Origin of the sequence: Patiriisocius sp. (assembly GCF_051252435.1) — a bacterium.
In the GTDB taxonomy this organism is placed as follows: domain Bacteria; phylum Bacteroidota; class Bacteroidia; order Flavobacteriales; family Flavobacteriaceae; genus Patiriisocius.
In genome coordinates this window covers 458,521-474,014 of record NZ_JBPOFW010000001.1, presented here as the reverse complement: position 1 = coordinate 474,014, position 15,494 = coordinate 458,521, and the positions used below count along the sequence as shown (strand labels likewise).

At 37.5% G+C, this 15,494-nt stretch carries 13 protein-coding genes; 2 read left to right on the top strand and 11 right to left on the bottom strand.

Translation table 11 applies throughout. The features are described from left to right. Nucleotides 1-120 precede the first annotated feature (120 nt). On the bottom strand, nt 121-3,501 hold the full coding sequence (mfd, locus tag ACSHW7_RS02080; RefSeq protein WP_435677656.1) for a transcription-repair coupling factor: 3,381 nt from the start codon (nt 3,499-3,501) through the stop codon (nt 121-123). Between the two features lie 129 nt (nt 3,502-3,630). Here mfd and ACSHW7_RS02075 point away from each other — a divergent pair, with 129 nt between their 5' ends. After that, a complete protein-coding gene (locus ACSHW7_RS02075; RefSeq protein ID WP_435677655.1) occupies nt 3,631-4,983 on the top strand; it encodes a dihydrolipoyl dehydrogenase family protein in 1,353 nt (450 codons plus the stop codon). Here the strand turns inward: ACSHW7_RS02075 and ACSHW7_RS02070 are convergent, their stop codons facing one another. Genes ACSHW7_RS02070 through ACSHW7_RS02050 form a run of 5 tightly spaced genes read right to left on the bottom strand, consistent with a single transcriptional unit; the run spans nt 4,984 to nt 11,572 of the window. After that, complete coding sequence (locus tag ACSHW7_RS02070; RefSeq protein ID WP_435677654.1) at nt 4,984-5,790, bottom strand: tryptophan-rich sensory protein; 807 nt, start codon at nt 5,788-5,790, stop codon at nt 4,984-4,986. Nucleotides 5,791-5,848: 58 nt separating this feature from the next. Then, nucleotides 5,849-6,481 carry a ligase-associated DNA damage response endonuclease PdeM gene (gene pdeM, locus ACSHW7_RS02065; protein WP_435677653.1) on the bottom strand — a complete coding sequence of 211 codons (633 nt, stop codon included), beginning with the start codon at nt 6,479-6,481 and terminating at the stop codon, nt 5,849-5,851. After that, entirely contained in the window at nt 6,481-8,949 is a 2,469-nt protein-coding gene (locus ACSHW7_RS02060; RefSeq protein WP_435677652.1) for a ligase-associated DNA damage response DEXH box helicase, read from the bottom strand. The genes pdeM and ACSHW7_RS02060 overlap by 1 nt, the downstream gene beginning before the upstream one ends. Next, nucleotides 8,946-10,544: an ATP-dependent DNA ligase gene (locus ACSHW7_RS02055; protein ID WP_435677651.1), complete on the bottom strand. Its 1,599-nt coding sequence runs from the start codon at nt 10,542-10,544 to the stop codon at nt 8,946-8,948. Before ACSHW7_RS02055 ends, ACSHW7_RS02060 begins: the two co-directional genes overlap by 4 nt. Continuing rightward, nucleotides 10,541-11,572 (bottom strand): ligase-associated DNA damage response exonuclease, encoded by a 1,032-nt coding sequence (locus tag ACSHW7_RS02050; RefSeq protein ID WP_435677650.1) that lies wholly within the window; start codon nt 11,570-11,572, stop codon nt 10,541-10,543. Before ACSHW7_RS02050 ends, ACSHW7_RS02055 begins: the two co-directional genes overlap by 4 nt. A gap of 250 nt (nt 11,573-11,822) precedes the next feature. Between ACSHW7_RS02050 and ACSHW7_RS02045 the strand changes: the two genes are divergently transcribed. Continuing rightward, the gene (locus tag ACSHW7_RS02045; protein ID WP_435677649.1) at nt 11,823-12,245 is read left to right on the top strand and encodes a TerB family tellurite resistance protein; all 423 of its coding nucleotides are present in this window, start codon (nt 11,823-11,825) and stop codon (nt 12,243-12,245) included. A 6-nt stretch (nt 12,246-12,251) separates the two neighbouring features. Here ACSHW7_RS02045 and ACSHW7_RS02040 read toward each other — a convergent pair whose 3' ends face one another. The 5 genes from ACSHW7_RS02040 to ACSHW7_RS02020 form a co-directional block, all read right to left on the bottom strand. Then, entirely contained in the window at nt 12,252-12,647 is a 396-nt protein-coding gene (locus tag ACSHW7_RS02040) for a response regulator (protein WP_435677648.1), read from the bottom strand. Further along, a complete protein-coding gene (locus ACSHW7_RS02035) occupies nt 12,626-12,988 on the bottom strand; it encodes an ATP-binding protein (protein WP_435677647.1) in 363 nt (120 codons plus the stop codon). Before ACSHW7_RS02035 ends, ACSHW7_RS02040 begins: the two co-directional genes overlap by 22 nt. Beyond that, nucleotides 12,981-13,760, bottom strand: a complete 780-nt coding sequence (locus ACSHW7_RS02030; RefSeq protein WP_435677646.1) for a sensor histidine kinase — start codon at nt 13,758-13,760, stop codon at nt 12,981-12,983. The genes ACSHW7_RS02035 and ACSHW7_RS02030 overlap by 8 nt, the downstream gene beginning before the upstream one ends. Next, nucleotides 13,757-14,278 carry a Rab family GTPase gene (locus tag ACSHW7_RS02025; protein ID WP_435677645.1) on the bottom strand — a complete coding sequence of 174 codons (522 nt, stop codon included), beginning with the start codon at nt 14,276-14,278 and terminating at the stop codon, nt 13,757-13,759. The genes ACSHW7_RS02030 and ACSHW7_RS02025 overlap by 4 nt, the downstream gene beginning before the upstream one ends. A 93-nt stretch (nt 14,279-14,371) precedes the next feature. After that, nucleotides 14,372-15,199 (bottom strand): cell envelope biogenesis protein OmpA, encoded by an 828-nt coding sequence (locus tag ACSHW7_RS02020; protein ID WP_435677644.1) that lies wholly within the window; start codon nt 15,197-15,199, stop codon nt 14,372-14,374. Nucleotides 15,200-15,494: the final 295 nt, after the last annotated feature.

Here is a 15,494-nt window from a genome sequence, read left to right as displayed (position 1 = left end):
AGTTAATATTTAGAAACTAAAATACTGTTATTAAATAGTATACATAAATTTTTTTTCAGAAATTTTACTTTCATTTGATGCTCAATTTTAAAATAATAGAGCGACACTTTACTGTGTAAACTAAATGGAATTATTCAAGGTCTGAAGAATACTTTGTACAGATTTTCCATTTTCCAGAGTTAAAAGTAAACGAAGGCCATTTCTGGTTTGTTTCTCTTTAATTTTTGCAGTTTTAGAATGTGATTGCACAAACTGAAGCACATGGCTAAACGTTGCAGTTTGATAATAATCGCTCTGTTGGTCGCTTATAAAATAACCAACAAATCGACCTTCTTTCATTATCACGCGCTCAAGTCCCATTTTTTGAGCAATCCATTTTATACGAACGCTGTCTAATAAATCAACAACTTCTTCGGGTAATTTTCCAAAACGGTCTTCTAGTTCTTTCTGAAATTTTGATAGCCCAACTTCATCTTTTAAATCATTTAACTTGGTGTAAAGATTCAGTCGCTCTGTAATGTTATTTACATAATCGTCTGGGAAGAGTAATTCAAAATCAGTATCCAAAACTACGTCCTTTACAAAATTTCGTTTTTCAAAATCTTCATTTTCATAAAGGTGTTTAAATTCTTTTTCTTTCAATTCGTCAATCGCTTCGGTAAGGATTTTTTGATACGTTTCAAACCCTATTTCGTTTATAAAACCGCTTTGCTCACCGCCCAACAAATCTCCTGCACCTCTAATTTCCAAATCTTTCATGGCGATATTGAGCCCACTGCCTAAATCACTAAATTGTTCAAGCGCGGTAATACGCTTTCTGGCATCATCTGTCATTACAGAATAGGGTGGCGTGATAAAATAGCAGAATGCTTTTTTATTGCTTCGACCTACACGACCCCGCATTTGGTGCAAATCACTAAGTCCAAAATTATTCGCATTATTGATGAAAATAGTATTTGCATTTGGAACATCCAATCCGCTTTCAATAATGGTAGTTGAAACTAACACATCAAATTCATTATTCATAAAAGCGAGCATCAGCGTTTCCAACTTCTTACCTTCCATTTGCCCATGACCGATTCCTATTTTGGCATCTGGCACCAATCGTTGAATCATGCCAGCAACTTCCTTTATGTTTTCAATTCGATTGTGTACAAAATAGACCTGTCCACCTCTTGAAATTTCATAACGTACTGCGTCTCTAATGGTTTCTTCCCCAAAGCGAATCACGTGCGTTTCTACAGGATGCCTATTAGGTGGTGCCGTGGTAATAACGCTCAAATCACGAGCGGCCATTAAACTAAACTGCAAAGTACGGGGAATAGGTGTTGCTGTTAATGTCAATGTATCCACATTTTCCTTGATCGTTTTCAGTTTATCTTTTACTGAAACGCCAAACTTTTGCTCTTCATCAATAATAAGCAATCCAAGGTCTTTAAATTCCACACTTTTACTTACCAATTGGTGCGTGCCAATAACGATATCAAGTCTTCCGTTTTTCAAATTTTCAAGAACACTCTTACGCTCTTTTGCAGTTCTAAATCGGTTGAGATAATCAACTTTTACAGGCATATCTTTCAAACGCTCACTAAACGTTTTTTGATGCTGAAATGCCAAAATAGTAGTAGGAACAAGCACTGCAACTTGTTTTCCATTATCGACCGCTTTAAAGGCGGCTCTGATGGCGACTTCGGTTTTACCAAACCCCACGTCTCCACAAACTAAACGGTCCATTGGTCTTTCGCTTTCCATATCGGCTTTTACATCAGCCGTTGCGGTTTCTTGGTCTGGTGTATCTTCGTAGATAAAAGAAGATTCTAATTCGTGCTGTAAATAACTGTCTGGGTCATATTGAAATCCCTTTTGCAAGCGTCGCTTTGCGTATAATTCGATTAGATTAAAGGCAATGTGTTTTACTCTAGCTTTTGTCTTTTGCTTGAGTTTTTTCCAAGCGGCACTTCCTAGTTTGTAAATTTTAGGTGTTGTGCCATCTTTGCCATTGTACTTACTTATTTTGTGAAGCGAATGAATGCTGAGGTATAAAATATCGCGTTCGCCGTAGATAAGTTTGATAGCTTCTTGCTGTTTTCCTTTGACGTCAATCTTTTGAAGGCCACCAAATCTTCCAATTCCGTGGTCAATATGCGTTACATAATCACCTACTTCAAGATTTGTCAATTCCTTTAAAGTGATGGCTTGTTTTTTTGCATAACCATTCTTCAAATTGAACTTGTGGTAACGCTCAAAAATTTGATGGTCTGTATAGCAAACCGTTTTGTTTTCGTTATCAACAAATCCTTGATAAAGAGGAAAAATTACAGTTTCAAACTGTTCAACAGTTGCTTGCGAATCCTCAAAAATATCGTGAAAACGTTTCGCCTGTTGCTCGCTACTGCAAAAAATATAATTTGTAAATCCGTTGGCGGTATTTTCGTTTAAGTTTTCAATCAACAAGTTGAATTGCTTATTAAATGATGGCTGCGGAACGGTCTGAAACGAAATAGAATTTGAAGCCGAAAACGAAGCCGAAACATTTTTGCTCTCTTTTAATCCAAGCCTGTTTCCAGATTGAAGTGTAATTGTTTTAAAACCCTCTAACTGTTCTTTTAAAAGAGTGGACGTACAAAAAAGCTCCTCGGGTTCAGCCATTTTTATTTCTCCTTGTTGGGCTTTATAGGCTTCGGTAGCTTTGTCAAAAAGTTTATCCATGGCTCCGCTCAACAACTCTTCGTTTTTAAGGCAGATTATGGTTTTTGAAGCAATATATTTTAAGAAACTTTCTCGTTTCTCATCCATCAATTTATTTTCAACATTGGGGATGATATACACTTTTTTTAATTGCTCTAGAGACAATTGTGTTTCCACATCAAAGGTGCGTATGCTGTCCACATCGTCTCCAAAAAACTCAATACGATAGGGCTCGTCATTACTGAAACTAAAAACATCTAAAATCCCTCCACGTACAGAAAACTCGCCTGGTTCTGTTACAAAATCGGTACGTTTAAATTGGTACGAAAAGAGTAATTCGTTAACAAAATCAATCGACAGTTGGTCATCAACGGCAATTTTAAGGGTGCTTTTGTCGAGTTCCTTTCGGGTGACTACTTTTTCAAAAAGTGCTTCGGGATACGTGACAATGATTGCAGGTTTTTTTCGGGAATTGATTCGGTTTAAAACCTCACTTCGCAATAAAATATTGGCGTTGTCTGTCTCGTCAATTTGGTAGGGTCTTCGGTAGCTGCCGGGATAGAAAAGTACGGTTTCATCCCCCAATAAGTTTTCAAGGTCGTTGAGGTGATATGCCGCCTCTTCTTTATCATTTAAAATGAACAGAAACGGAGCTTCACTTGCCTTAAAAGCATCTGCGATTACTACACTTGTTGCACTGCCCACAAGTCCTGAAACCACGCAATTTTCCCTGCCTTCTTGAGAAAGCTGGGTGTTTAATTTTTTCAAAGCATCACTCTTTGAAAATAACGAACGAACTAAAGTCTTTGACATCTGGCTGCAAAAATAAGCCAAAACCAGCAACGCCTCAAAGCGCTTTCTTCATTAAATGGTAAGTTTAATAATTCTATAACATAGTGTTGCGCTTTGTTGAGGTATTTTTATGAATTAGCATATAGAATTATGGCAATTGAACACTACGATGTATTTGTAATAGGAACGGGAACCGCGGGAAAAGGCGTGGCAAAGGATTGTGCTGCGGCAGGAATGAAAGTGGCAGTGGCAGATAATAGAGAATACGGTGGAACCTGCCCCAATCGCGGTTGCGACCCAAAAAAAGTACTCGTGGGTGCTACGGAAATTGTACAACTGGCACAAAATTTAAAAGGAAAAGGCATAACCGAAGTGCCAAAAATAGATTGGCAAGAACTCCAAAAATTCAAGGAAAACTTTACTTCTGCGATTCCCATTTCAACAGAAAAAGATTTTAAGAAAGCGGGGATTACAATGTATCATCAATCTCCAAAATTTTTAGATGAAACTACACTTTCCGTAGAGGGGAAAACCATTACCGCAGGTAAAATAGTCATCACTAGCGGAATGCATCCTAGAGAGTTAAAAATCGACGGGAGAGAGCATCTTTTAAAGAGTGAAGATTTTTTGAACCAACCCACATTGCCCGAAGAAATTATCTTTATAGGCGGTGGTTACGTTGGAATGGAATTCGCACACATTGCGGCTCGTTGCGGGAGCAAAGTAACTGTAATTGAAATGAGCGAAAGACCGTTAATGCCTTTTGACGAAGATATGGTTTCGCATATAACAAAGGCTTCGGAAGTATTAGGAATCAATTTTATTTTTAATGCCAAAGTCACTGAGGTAGAATTATTACAAACAAATTACCGCGTCTCATTTCAGAAAAATGGTAAAACCGAAACCGTGAAAGCCAAGGCGGTTTTCAATACTTCGGGAAGGGTGCCTTCGATTGAAGATTTGGATTTAGAAAAAGGGAATATTGCATTTGAAAGAGATGGTATTTCAGTGAATACATTTCTGCAGAGCACAACCAATAAAAACGTGTATGCGTGTGGGGATGTTTCGGCAAGCGGTACATTGCCACTGACGCCCATTTCGTCATTAGAAACAAAAATAGTTTCAGAAAATATTAGAAACGGAAACACTACAAAACTTACCTATCCTGTAACCCCGTCGATAGTGTATACATTGCCTCAAATTGCTACCGTGGGAATGGGGGAGAAAGAGGCAAAAGGCAAAGGGCATGATATTATTGTTGAATATAAAAGTGTGCCAAAATGGTTCAATGCGAAACGCATCAATGAAAAAACGTATGCGTACAAAACCATCATTGATAAGAATACCGATGTTATTTTAGGCGCGCACATTGTCGCTGCTCATTGCGATGAAATCATTAATTTGTTTACGATGGCTATCACTATGAAAATGAAGGCAACCGATTTAAAAAGCATCATTTTTGCCTATCCTACATGGGGTAATGATATTAGAGGGATGGTTTAATTAACCACGCTGCCCCTTAAAATATTCTATACACTTTTGTCCAGGATTTGTATCCCTATTTTTAAAACCGTGAATACCGCTGCTCACTATTAAAATTCCAGCACAAACGTACGCTACAATTTTAATGGTTTCTTGGCTGCCAGTATTTGCCACTGCTATTGCAACGAATGCCCATGCTCCCACCAGTGCAAATTCGCGCATATTTCTTTTCCAAGTGATGATTAGGTTTATTGATGTGGCAACTCCGATTAGGAATAGAGTCCACATTTCTGCGGAAATTCCAAAACCATCCCAACCTATTTTTGTTAAATAGAGCGTTACATTCGCAATGCATGCAACCGTTAACCACCCACTATAAATTACAAAAGGCCACCATAAAAATGCAATGACAGAGATGGGTGCATCCCATAATTCCATGTTGTTGCGGAGTACAATTTGAATAAGGCAAATGAGCATAAAAAAGATTACAAACGTGGAAGCTAAAATTGCATCGTTTACAAATAGATAGCACCAAGCGCTATTAGCAATGCAACTCAAAACAAACCACCAACCTACACGCTCTACAAATTTATCATCTCTCACTTTTACAAAAAGACTTCGGGATTGATAGATTACAAAGCCTAGTAGAAGCATGTATATAAGTCCCCAAATGGAGAAAGCATAGCCTGCGGGCGTAAATAACGTATCATATTTTGCGCTCATCATTGCTTGTGTGGTGTCATTAAAAACTCCAGCTGCAGATGCATAATTAAAATAAATAGTAATGACAAATGCTATGATATTTGCTATTTGTAGTGTTTTTTTCATAATTATTTTCGGTATGATTAAGGTTTACTTTTAGACTCAAAAATGAGAGTCAATACACTTATGTGACACAAACAACTTCACCATCAGCAAGCACAAATACTTCATCATCTTTAGAAGGATTTAAAATGTATTTCCCCGTAAAGGTACCAAATGCGGGTAGAATTAATGATGTGTTTGTTTTAAAAAAGCAGGCTAATTTCAACTTTTGTCTTCCTTCTCCACTCAGCACTACGCCAGGATGAATGTGTCCATAGAAATTGAATAGACCTTCTCTTTCTGTAGGATGATGTGTGAGTAGAAAAGTGTTGATAATCAGTTGGTCAAAGATTTGTACTCCTAAATCTTCAAATAAATATTTGGGGATGACATCGTGATTTCCATTGATTAATATAATAGAGGCGTGCGTGTATTCAATCCATTTTGTAAAATCCTCCCAATCTGAATTCAAAACACTATGAAACAAATCGCCTAAAAAACAAACTGTTTTCGTTTGGAATTCATTGACAACTTCGGTGAGCTTTTCTAGGTTTTCATGTCCCACATGCGCAGGAATTGCGGCGCCATGTTTTCTGAAATGTGCCACTTTCCCCAAATGAACATCTGCAATCAAAAGCATAGATTCCTCATGCCAAAATATTGCACCGCTTGGGTGGAGGGTGAATGTGTTATTTTTGATTTTTATTACGACCACTATTTCATCAATTTTAATGTCATTCGTTTAATTCTATCTTTTAATTTTTCCGAAGATAATTTCTCTCGCAATCTATCTGTAATAATTGGAAAACTAAAAGGAGTAGGGTCTTGGCATTCTTTCCAAACTATTTCTTGTCTCGCTATTCTTTCAAGTGCCAATTGCAAACGTCCCTCTTCCATTTCGTGTTCAAAAGTCTCTCTAAAGGCTTGTTGGTATAGTAAATTGTCTGGCTCGTAATCCCTAAAAACATCAAACAATAATTGCGAGTTGCTCTGTAAATGTTTTGTCTTTATCTGCTTGCTCGGGTATCCCGTAAAAACCATCCCGCTAATAACGGCAATATCTCTAAATTTTCTTCGTGCGAGTTCTGTACTGTTCAAACTTTTGTGAAGGTCTTCAATGAGATATTCGGTGCTAAATAGATTATTATCCAGTACGTTTTGAACATCCAAAGGCTGGTCGCTCAACAATTCAAAACCATAATCATTATAGGCCAATGAAAACGTAATTGGACTCAATAAGCTAATTCTGTATGCCAATAATCCACCCATCGCCATGTGGACAAAACGTCCTTCAAAGGGATAGAAAACATGGTGATACCCTTCGCGAGTTTTAAACGTTTCAATTAAAAACTCATTGTTTCCGGGAACGATACTCTCTTTTTCTTGTCGGTCAAAAATATCGCTGAGTGCTTTTAATTCTGGCGTGTTTCTTTTGTGGTCTGCTTCACTTTGTAATTCGTTTCTTAAAATTTCGCTCATTTGGGAGGAGAGCGCCATTCTTCCGCCCATAAAACTCACAATATTTTTAGTTCGTTTATTGCTTCGGCGCACTTGGGCAGCCATGTTTCGCAATCGTACCAATTCTAAAGTTCTTCCTGCAAAAACGAACGTGTCACCGGGTTTCATTTTTCCGATGAAATATTCCTCAATCGTTCCAATAAATCCTCCCGAAACGTATTTAACCTGCACCATCGCATCGCTCACAATGGTTCCAATAGACAACCTGTGCATCATCGCGGTTTGTCTGCTGTCCACAAAAAAGCGCCCGTTATCATCAACTAAAACGCGTTTGTATTCATCGTAGGCCTGTAGACTTTGACTCCCTATGGTGATGAAATTTAAACACCACTGCCATTGCTCGTCTGTGATGCCTTGAAAGCAGAACGTGCTTTTTATTTCGGGATATATTTCCTTCGGAAAAAAGCCATCGCTCACCGCTAACGTCACTAAATACTGAATCAAAACGTCAAAGCTCAACAAATACGGAATTCTATCCTCCATTACATCTTCCTTCACCGCTTTTTTCAATGCCGAAGCTTCAATCAACTCCATGGCATGCGTAGGCAAAAAGTGTATCACCGAAGGCTCTCCCGGACGATGATTACTGCGCCCCGCACGTTGTAAAAATTTAGCGATTCCTTTGGGGCCGCCAATCTGAATAATAGTTTCAACGGGAGCAAAATCGACACCCAAATCTAAACTCGACGTGGCAACAACGGCTTTTAGCGATTCATTTCTAATAGCCTGTTCCACCCACAATCTAGTTTCTTTATTGATGCTGCCATGGTGCATGGCAATTTCGCCAGCAAACTCGGGATATTTCTCTAGTATTTTCTGAAACCAAATTTCGCATTGCCCTCTCGTATTTGTAAAAATAATAGTGGTTTTGCTATCCTTGATAATGGGAATCATTTGGTCGAGCAAGTGCAACCCTAAATGTCCGCGCCAAGGAAATGTCTCCATCTTTTTTGGAATGATGGACTTTACATTGATTTTCTTTTTAAGGTTTGCTTTTATTAAGACGCTTTGCTTCTTAATTGAAGTTTCATCGGCGGTGTTGCCTAATAGAACGTCCTGCGCCTGACTCAGATTTCCTATCGTTGCTGAAATTCCCCAAATCCTCATTTTTGGAGCTATTGTTTTGAGTCTGGATAGCCCTAGTTCCATTTGAACGCCTCTTTTGCTTCCCAGCAATTCATGCCATTCGTCAACGATAACCGCTGTGAGTGTTTTAAAAGTTTTTTCATAGCCTTTGGATGCAAGCAAAAGCATTAAACTTTCTGGCGTTGTAATCAATAAATCAGGCATATTGCGTTTTTGCTTTGCCCGCTCATTTTGCGAGGTGTCACCTGTGCGAATGCCCACGGTCAATCCAGTTTCTAAATCATTAGCAAAACGTTGTGCGGCATGTTCAATTTCAACCGAAAGCGCCCGCAAAGGTGTAATCCAAATAGCTTTAATGCCTTTGATATGTTTCGTTTTATAATCGGGATTGTCTTTTAAATATTGAAGTACCACTGGAATCCACAACGCATAGGTTTTACCGCTACCTGTGGGAGCATTGAGCAAGCCATTTTTACCTTCTAAAAATGCTTTCCAGGTTTCTTTCTGAAATGGAAATGGTTTCCATCCTTTGCTTTCAAACCAAGAGGTTGCTAAATTGGTAACTTGAGCCTCTTTCATTTTGGAATCATCGCTTTTAAATCATCTAGCGTATTCGCTTCTTCCATAGGTTTGTCTTGCCGCCATCTTAAAATTCTAGGAAATCTAGTTGCAATACCACTTTTGTGTCTGCTGCTTTCTGCAATTCCTTCAAAGGCGATTTCAAAAACGTGATGTGGTGTTACACTACGCACGGGACCAAAACGCTCCAACGTATTTTTTTTAATCCAAGCATCTACTTTTCTAAATTCGGCATCTGTTAATCCCGAATATGCTTTTGCAAATGTCACCAATTCACCTTCATTCCAAAGTCCGAAAGTATAATCTGTATATAGATTTGCTCGTCTTCCGTGTCCACGCATAGCATACGTTAACACAGCGTCAATTGTAAATGGGTCTGTTTTCCATTTCCACCAATCCCCTTTTTTTCTCCCAACCAAATAAGGCGAATCTTTGCGTTTGAGCATCAACCCCTCGCTGTGCTTTTCTCTCGAAATTTTACGTTCGGCAGCTGCTTCTTCCCAAGTATCGAATGACATGGTATCGCTTAAGTATAATCCGATTTCATAACAATCACAGTTGGAAATGAGGTTGTTTAAAATCTTTCTTCTTTCTGAAAAGGGTTGTTGCCGAATATCTTTGCCTTCCCATTCGAGAAGATCGTAGGCATTTAAAATAACAGGTGTTTTTTTCAGCAATGCTTTGGAAATATTTTTTCTACCAATCCTAGTTTGTAAATCATTAAAGTTTCCGATTTTCCCATTTCCGAAGGGAAGAATTTCTCCGTCCAAAACAGTTCCGTTAGGAATTTTTGAAAGGAATCGTTGAAATTCTGGATACTTATCTGTAACGAGCTCTTCGCCTCTGGACCAAACAAAAACCTCCTCGTTGCGAATAATTACTTGACTGCGAATACCATCCCATTTGTGCTCAAAACTCCAATCATTAATGTTGCCCAAATCTTTTTGAAAATCATCTTCCACTGCATAGGCGAGGTAGAAGGGATATGGTTTGCTGAGGTAGTCTTCTTCGTTGGTCTCGAGTATTAATTGTGTGTATGTTGTATTCAAAGGTGTCCAGTCGCCCATCAATTTATACGCTAAAATATCTTCATCAATTTGAGTAGCTTTTGACAAGGCGCGCGTCATTAATTTTTGGCTCACCCCAATACGGAAACCACCCGTAATAATCTTATTAAAAACAAATCGCTCAAAATAATTAAGCTGCATCCAGCTAGTTTGTAGGTATTGTTTTTTTTCTTCTTCTGGGAGTTTTTTGAGTGTAATTATTTCATTTATATATGTTGTCAATGATTTTGTTGAGGCTTCTTTTTCTTCATTGTTTGGAAGGATGAGCGCAATAGTTTCGGCGAGGTCGCCTACTATGTGATAGCTTTCTTCAAAAAGCCACAAGGGTACTCCGCTAATTTCGGTTGCCCAAAGCCTTAGTAATGTAGTATTGACGGGACGTTTGGGTCTTCTGTGCGATAATATTGCAATAGTCCAAAGTTTATCTTCGTCATTTGCATCGTTAAAATAACGCGTAAGAGCTTCAACCTTTAATGTTGTTTTATTGGTTGTATCGAGTGTTTTTATGAGTTGGGCAAAATCTTTCATGCGGTGGTATCCTCTTCTTTTTTACTTTCCAGCTCGCCTTGTTCGCCTTCGTATTGGGTTTTTTCTGTTCTTGCGTCAAGACCCATTTCTTCGCGGAGGTATCTTGAAAAAATATCAGTATAGCCATGCGTTGCAATCACTTTTTCTGCGCCTGTAGCTTTTACGGTATTTAAAAGACCATCCCAATCCGAGTGGTCGCTCAATACAAATCCGCGGTCAATCGCTCGTCTTCTCCTTGCTCCTCTAAAAGTCATCCATCCACTAGCACTTGCTGTAACATACGGCACCATTTTACGTATCCAAGCACCTCCATGTGCGCTCGGTGGTGCGATTACAATATTCCCCAGTAATTCTTTTTTAGTGGTGTCTCGTGTTACTCGTATGGTATCATGAAAATTGTAGTTTTCCCGTAATACTTGGGTCATATTTTCGATAGCACCGTGGGTGTAGATTTTACCAATACTGGCATCTAAATGTTTCAAAATTCGTTGAGCTTTACCTAATGAGTAACCGAAAATAATTGATGTCTTATTTTCGGCTTGGTTTGCGGCCCACCAATTGTTTATGTCTTTAAAAACTTCGGCTTGGGGAGTCCATTTAAACGCTGGGAGCCCAAAGGTACATTCTGTAATAAACGTGTTGCACTTTACAAGCTCGAAAGGTTCAGCAATCCCATCATTTTCGGTTTTAAAATCGCCTGTGAACACCCAAACTTCTCCTTTGTATTCTACGCGTACTTGGCTGGAAGCAACGATATGGCCCGCTGGGTGTAAGCTAAATTTAACCCCATTTATGGTAAACGTTTCTCCCCACTCTTTTCCAGCCACCGTTATTTCGCCGAGCCTATGTTTTATGATAGGCACGTTGTTGTGATGCGTGATATATTGTTTATGGCCCCAACGGCTGTGATCTGCATGCCCATGAGTGATAATACATTTATCGACAGGACGCCACGCATCGATATACACATCTGCCACTTTACAGTAGATACCTTTGTCGTTAAAAATGAGTAATGGATGTTTGGGCATTTTAGTACTTTCTTTTCTATAAAAATACGGGTTGTGATGTACAAAATTTTAGAATTAAGAAAAGTTTAGGCTTCGGAAATTTTACAATCCTTTAAAATTTCCGAAGTAAAATTATCAAACAACATAAACGTTTTCACGTGTTATATTTCCGAAGTTAGCGTGCACATAGCGTAAATTATTTTACCTTTTCTAATACTTTCTTCGGAAATATTTGCGACTTAAATTATATTTGCACCAAAATATCTATACTATGTCTTTTACAGATTTATTTGAGAGTGGAGAACACAAGCGTAACTTGGGGCATTTTGCATCTATCGCAAATATGGCTTCGGTGGACGGTGAGTTGAATCCTGAAGAAGAAAAAATGTTGCGTCGTTTTGCGCGTAAACTCGATATTGATGAGTCTGAATATGAAGAGGTATTGAAGAATCCTACAAAATACCCAATCAATCCACCAAATGATGCTGATCGCCGTCTTGAGCGCATGCACGATTTATTTGAGATGATTTTTGCAGATCATGAAATCGATGATCACGAGCGTTTTTTAATTGAAAAATATGCTATTGGATTAGGCTACACAGCTGAGTTAGCATCTAAGCTGATAAAACGTTCCATTGAAATTTATCAAGGTGGTCTTGATATGGAAGATTACCGTTATTTGCTTAATAAATAACTGTTGCTATAACCTTTTTAAGATTTTAAAGAGGTCCTTTTTTGAATAGGGCTTGGCTAGAAATGCGGTAGCGCCAGATTCTAAAATATATTGTTTTTCATTAATCATTGTACTTCCAGTTGCAACAATTATAGCGGTATTTTTAATGTTACTATCTTTGTGAGAGTTTACAAAATCCATAAAGGTTTGCGCATCCATATCCTCTAATTGAGATTTTATGATAACAGCAGCATATTTTTTTCTTGACAAAAGCTCTTTTGCTTGTGTTCCATTTTTGGCGAGTTCGAGCATAAAACCTTCATCGTTATCGATAAACTGCTTCATGAATAGTATTTGGCTTGTTTGATTATCTTCGATAGCAAGTATGCGTTTACTCAAAACTATGCCAGAACCCTTGGGCACTGTTTTTTTTTTGTTTTATCTGTTTTTCTTTTTTCAAAGGGTAATTCTACAATAAAAGTAGAACCCTTATTTTCTTCGCTTTTTAACGTTACGTTTCCACCCATTTTTACGGAAAGATCTTTCACTATTTTAAGACCTAATCCTTGTCCAAGGGGTTTTATTTTTGATAGTTGAAGTTGAGAATAGGATTCAAAAACGGTATCTATTTTATCTTTGGGAACACCTATACCGCTGTCTTTGATTTCGAAAGTTATTTGAACGTTTTTATTGTCTTCTTTGCGAAGCGAAATATTGAATTCAATAGCGCCTTGGGTAGTGTTTTTAAAAGCGTTTTCAAACAAATTGTATAAAATTTGGTTTAACCTGGTCGGGTCGCCAAAAAGTTTTTGAGGCACATTTTTTTTCAATAGTGTACGTCAATTCAACATTGCTACTTGTGTATTTGGTCTGAAAGTGCTTGGTAATATTAACGACACTTTGAATAAGATTGAAAGGAATGTTTTTGATTTCCAGCGCACCAGTTTCAATTCTTGAAATATCCAACAAATCGTCCATGAGCACTTTGATGTGCTGGCCTGTTTTGTTGATGACATTGACATATTCCTTTTGCTGAAAGTCAAGATTGGTATCCATTAAAATATCCACAAATCCAAGAAGGTTATTCAATGGATTGCGTACTTCATGGTTGAGGTGAGATAAAAAAGTGTTTTTGAACTCCTCCTTTGCGTGTAATAATTCTCGCTCAAAGGTAGGTTTGTGCTTTTCAATCTCGGCTTCGTTTTTTTCTTGGACTAATGGATGTGAGTCTGTATAATGATCTGTAAAATCGACGAACAAAACATAGATATATGTTTCTTTTTTTAATACTTCGATATCAAAAATATAATCTTTATTTTCAATGGTGAGATTGACACAGGGATATTTAATTCCTTTAAAATCAGTATCAAGCAATGATTGTAGCGAATAGAAAAACGGATTTATATCACTAAGCAATGCTCCTTTTGTAAAAGTACAGATGGTATTGTCGGTCGCTAATACAGTAGTCAAATTATCTATTTCAATAATTTGTATTTTCTGCTCGATAAAACTATTTTTTATTTTATCCAGACTCATAGTGCCATCATCTTTTTTGTAAGCTGTTCAAAAGCTAGTTCTACATTATCACCTTCTTTTGCGCTTGTAAATGTGCATTTTGCAAATCTCTCGGTTTTAAAGAATTCTTCGGAAACTTCTCCTCCAAACTTATCTTTTTTATTTCCCAATACTTCTACCGGTACATTTGAAAAATTCTCTTCGAGATAGTGCATTTCGGTTTCCAAATTTTCAAAAGTTTCAGGTCTAGAAACATCAAAAACATATATAAAACCGTTAGTGCCCAAGAGATATGATTTTCTAGCTTTTTCAATAGAAGTGTTTCCCTCGATATCCCATATCACTAGTGTAACCGTTTTGCCATCAATGAAGATGTCCTTTTTTTTAACATGAACACCAACTGTAACGAGGTAGTCCTCACTAAATTGAGATTCAACAAATTGCCTGATAAGACTCGTTTTTCCAACCCCGAAGTGACCTAAAAGAACGATTTTTTTGGATGTGTCATTGTGTTTTTCATTACGGGATAAATATACCATTTTGCGTGAGATTAAGAAATTATAGATATAGATAGGTTTTTTGGAGTTTACAATATTTGTGAAGTAATTATAAACTTAAAAATTGAAATCTCATTATTGCGCAGTCCTCCAAGTGTTGAATAGTTTTTCAAGAATTTCATCTACCTCTTTTCTTGATAAATCATCAATTTTAGATGAAATTTTTCTTGAAAGTTTAAGGATTCTATTTTCTAATTTATTTTCAAACGAAGATGTCATGTGTCCCGAAATTACCACCGCAATATAATAGGAATGAAAGTTTTGAATGTGAATACTATATAATTCGTAATCAATAGATTCCAGATTTTGAGCGCCTCCTTCAAAAGCATCCTCGACAAAGCTTTTAATCGCTGTTAGCATGCCCGAAACCATATCTTTGTCAATTTTTTTACTCACACTGTAATTACCAAGCAATATGCCAGATCCCTTTTGAATTGCAAATATTTCATTAACGGTGGGACGGTCAAGTTCACTCAAGATTAAATCGCCTTCGTTCTGTCCAGTAAATCTCGCTATAACCTTACGTTTAAGTCCTTCAATTGAAAACGTCTTTGCCATCTTTTGATTAATGGTTTCTGAAAGTTTTTCAATTTCTGAAGCAATGTATTTTTTAACCATTTGCCCCATGATTGGGTACAGCGCTTCAACGACTGCATCTTTCGAATTAGCAATTTCCTGTTTTAGAGTCTTTGTGATTGTAGGGCCAAGCGTGGTGGGAATTTCTTCTATAAAAACCTTAAATCTTTCGTCAAGAATGGGGTCTACCCTTTCTGAAAGTTTAGACTTAGTTTCAATAGTATGAGTAATGGTGTCAATTCGGTCATTTATGGCATTGGCGACCTGCCTGTCATCAATTAACAGAATGTCCCTAAGCAACTGAAGTTTTTCATCTTGCTCAACCATAATTTAATTTTCTGAAATATTAAGGGTGAATATTATGCGCCTATTTTTTCACCGAGCGATATAAGCATTTTACTTAATTCTCGTCGGTCAACTTTTTTCTCCATAAGATCTTCTGTCTTATCGTTCATCGCATCCTCAAGATCCGTAATACGGATGTTTACATCTGTACTCAATGAATCAATTGATTGCATTAATTCGCCTCTTACTTGATCTATATAGTTTTCAAGCGCCGCTTTTTGCCTGTCAATTTCTTTTTTGACGCTATCAAATTCGCTATTGTATTGTTGAATGTTAT

What these genes read in the sequence shown, in the direction of transcription:
- ACSHW7_RS02055 (WP_435677651.1), bottom strand. Translation starts at nt 10,544, where the DNA reads ATGAAAGATTTTGCCCAACTCATAAAAACACTCGATACAACCAATAAA.
- ACSHW7_RS02045 (WP_435677649.1), top strand. Translation starts at nt 11,823, where the DNA reads ATGTCTTTTACAGATTTATTTGAGAGTGGAGAACACAAGCGTAACTTG.
- ACSHW7_RS02075 (WP_435677655.1), top strand. Translation starts at nt 3,631, where the DNA reads ATGGCAATTGAACACTACGATGTATTTGTAATAGGAACGGGAACCGCG.
- ACSHW7_RS02050 (WP_435677650.1), bottom strand. Translation starts at nt 11,572, where the DNA reads ATGCCCAAACATCCATTACTCATTTTTAACGACAAAGGTATCTACTGT.
- ACSHW7_RS02020 (WP_435677644.1), bottom strand. Translation starts at nt 15,199, where the DNA reads ATGGTTGAGCAAGATGAAAAACTTCAGTTGCTTAGGGACATTCTGTTA.
- ACSHW7_RS02030 (WP_435677646.1), bottom strand. Translation starts at nt 13,760, where the DNA reads ATGAGTCTGGATAAAATAAAAAATAGTTTTATCGAGCAGAAAATACAA.
- mfd (WP_435677656.1), bottom strand. Translation starts at nt 3,501, where the DNA reads ATGTCAAAGACTTTAGTTCGTTCGTTATTTTCAAAGAGTGATGCTTTG.
- ACSHW7_RS02070 (WP_435677654.1), bottom strand. Translation starts at nt 5,790, where the DNA reads ATGAAAAAAACACTACAAATAGCAAATATCATAGCATTTGTCATTACT.
- ACSHW7_RS02060 (WP_435677652.1), bottom strand. Translation starts at nt 8,949, where the DNA reads ATGAAAGAGGCTCAAGTTACCAATTTAGCAACCTCTTGGTTTGAAAGC.
- ACSHW7_RS02025 (WP_435677645.1), bottom strand. Translation starts at nt 14,278, where the DNA reads ATGGTATATTTATCCCGTAATGAAAAACACAATGACACATCCAAAAAA.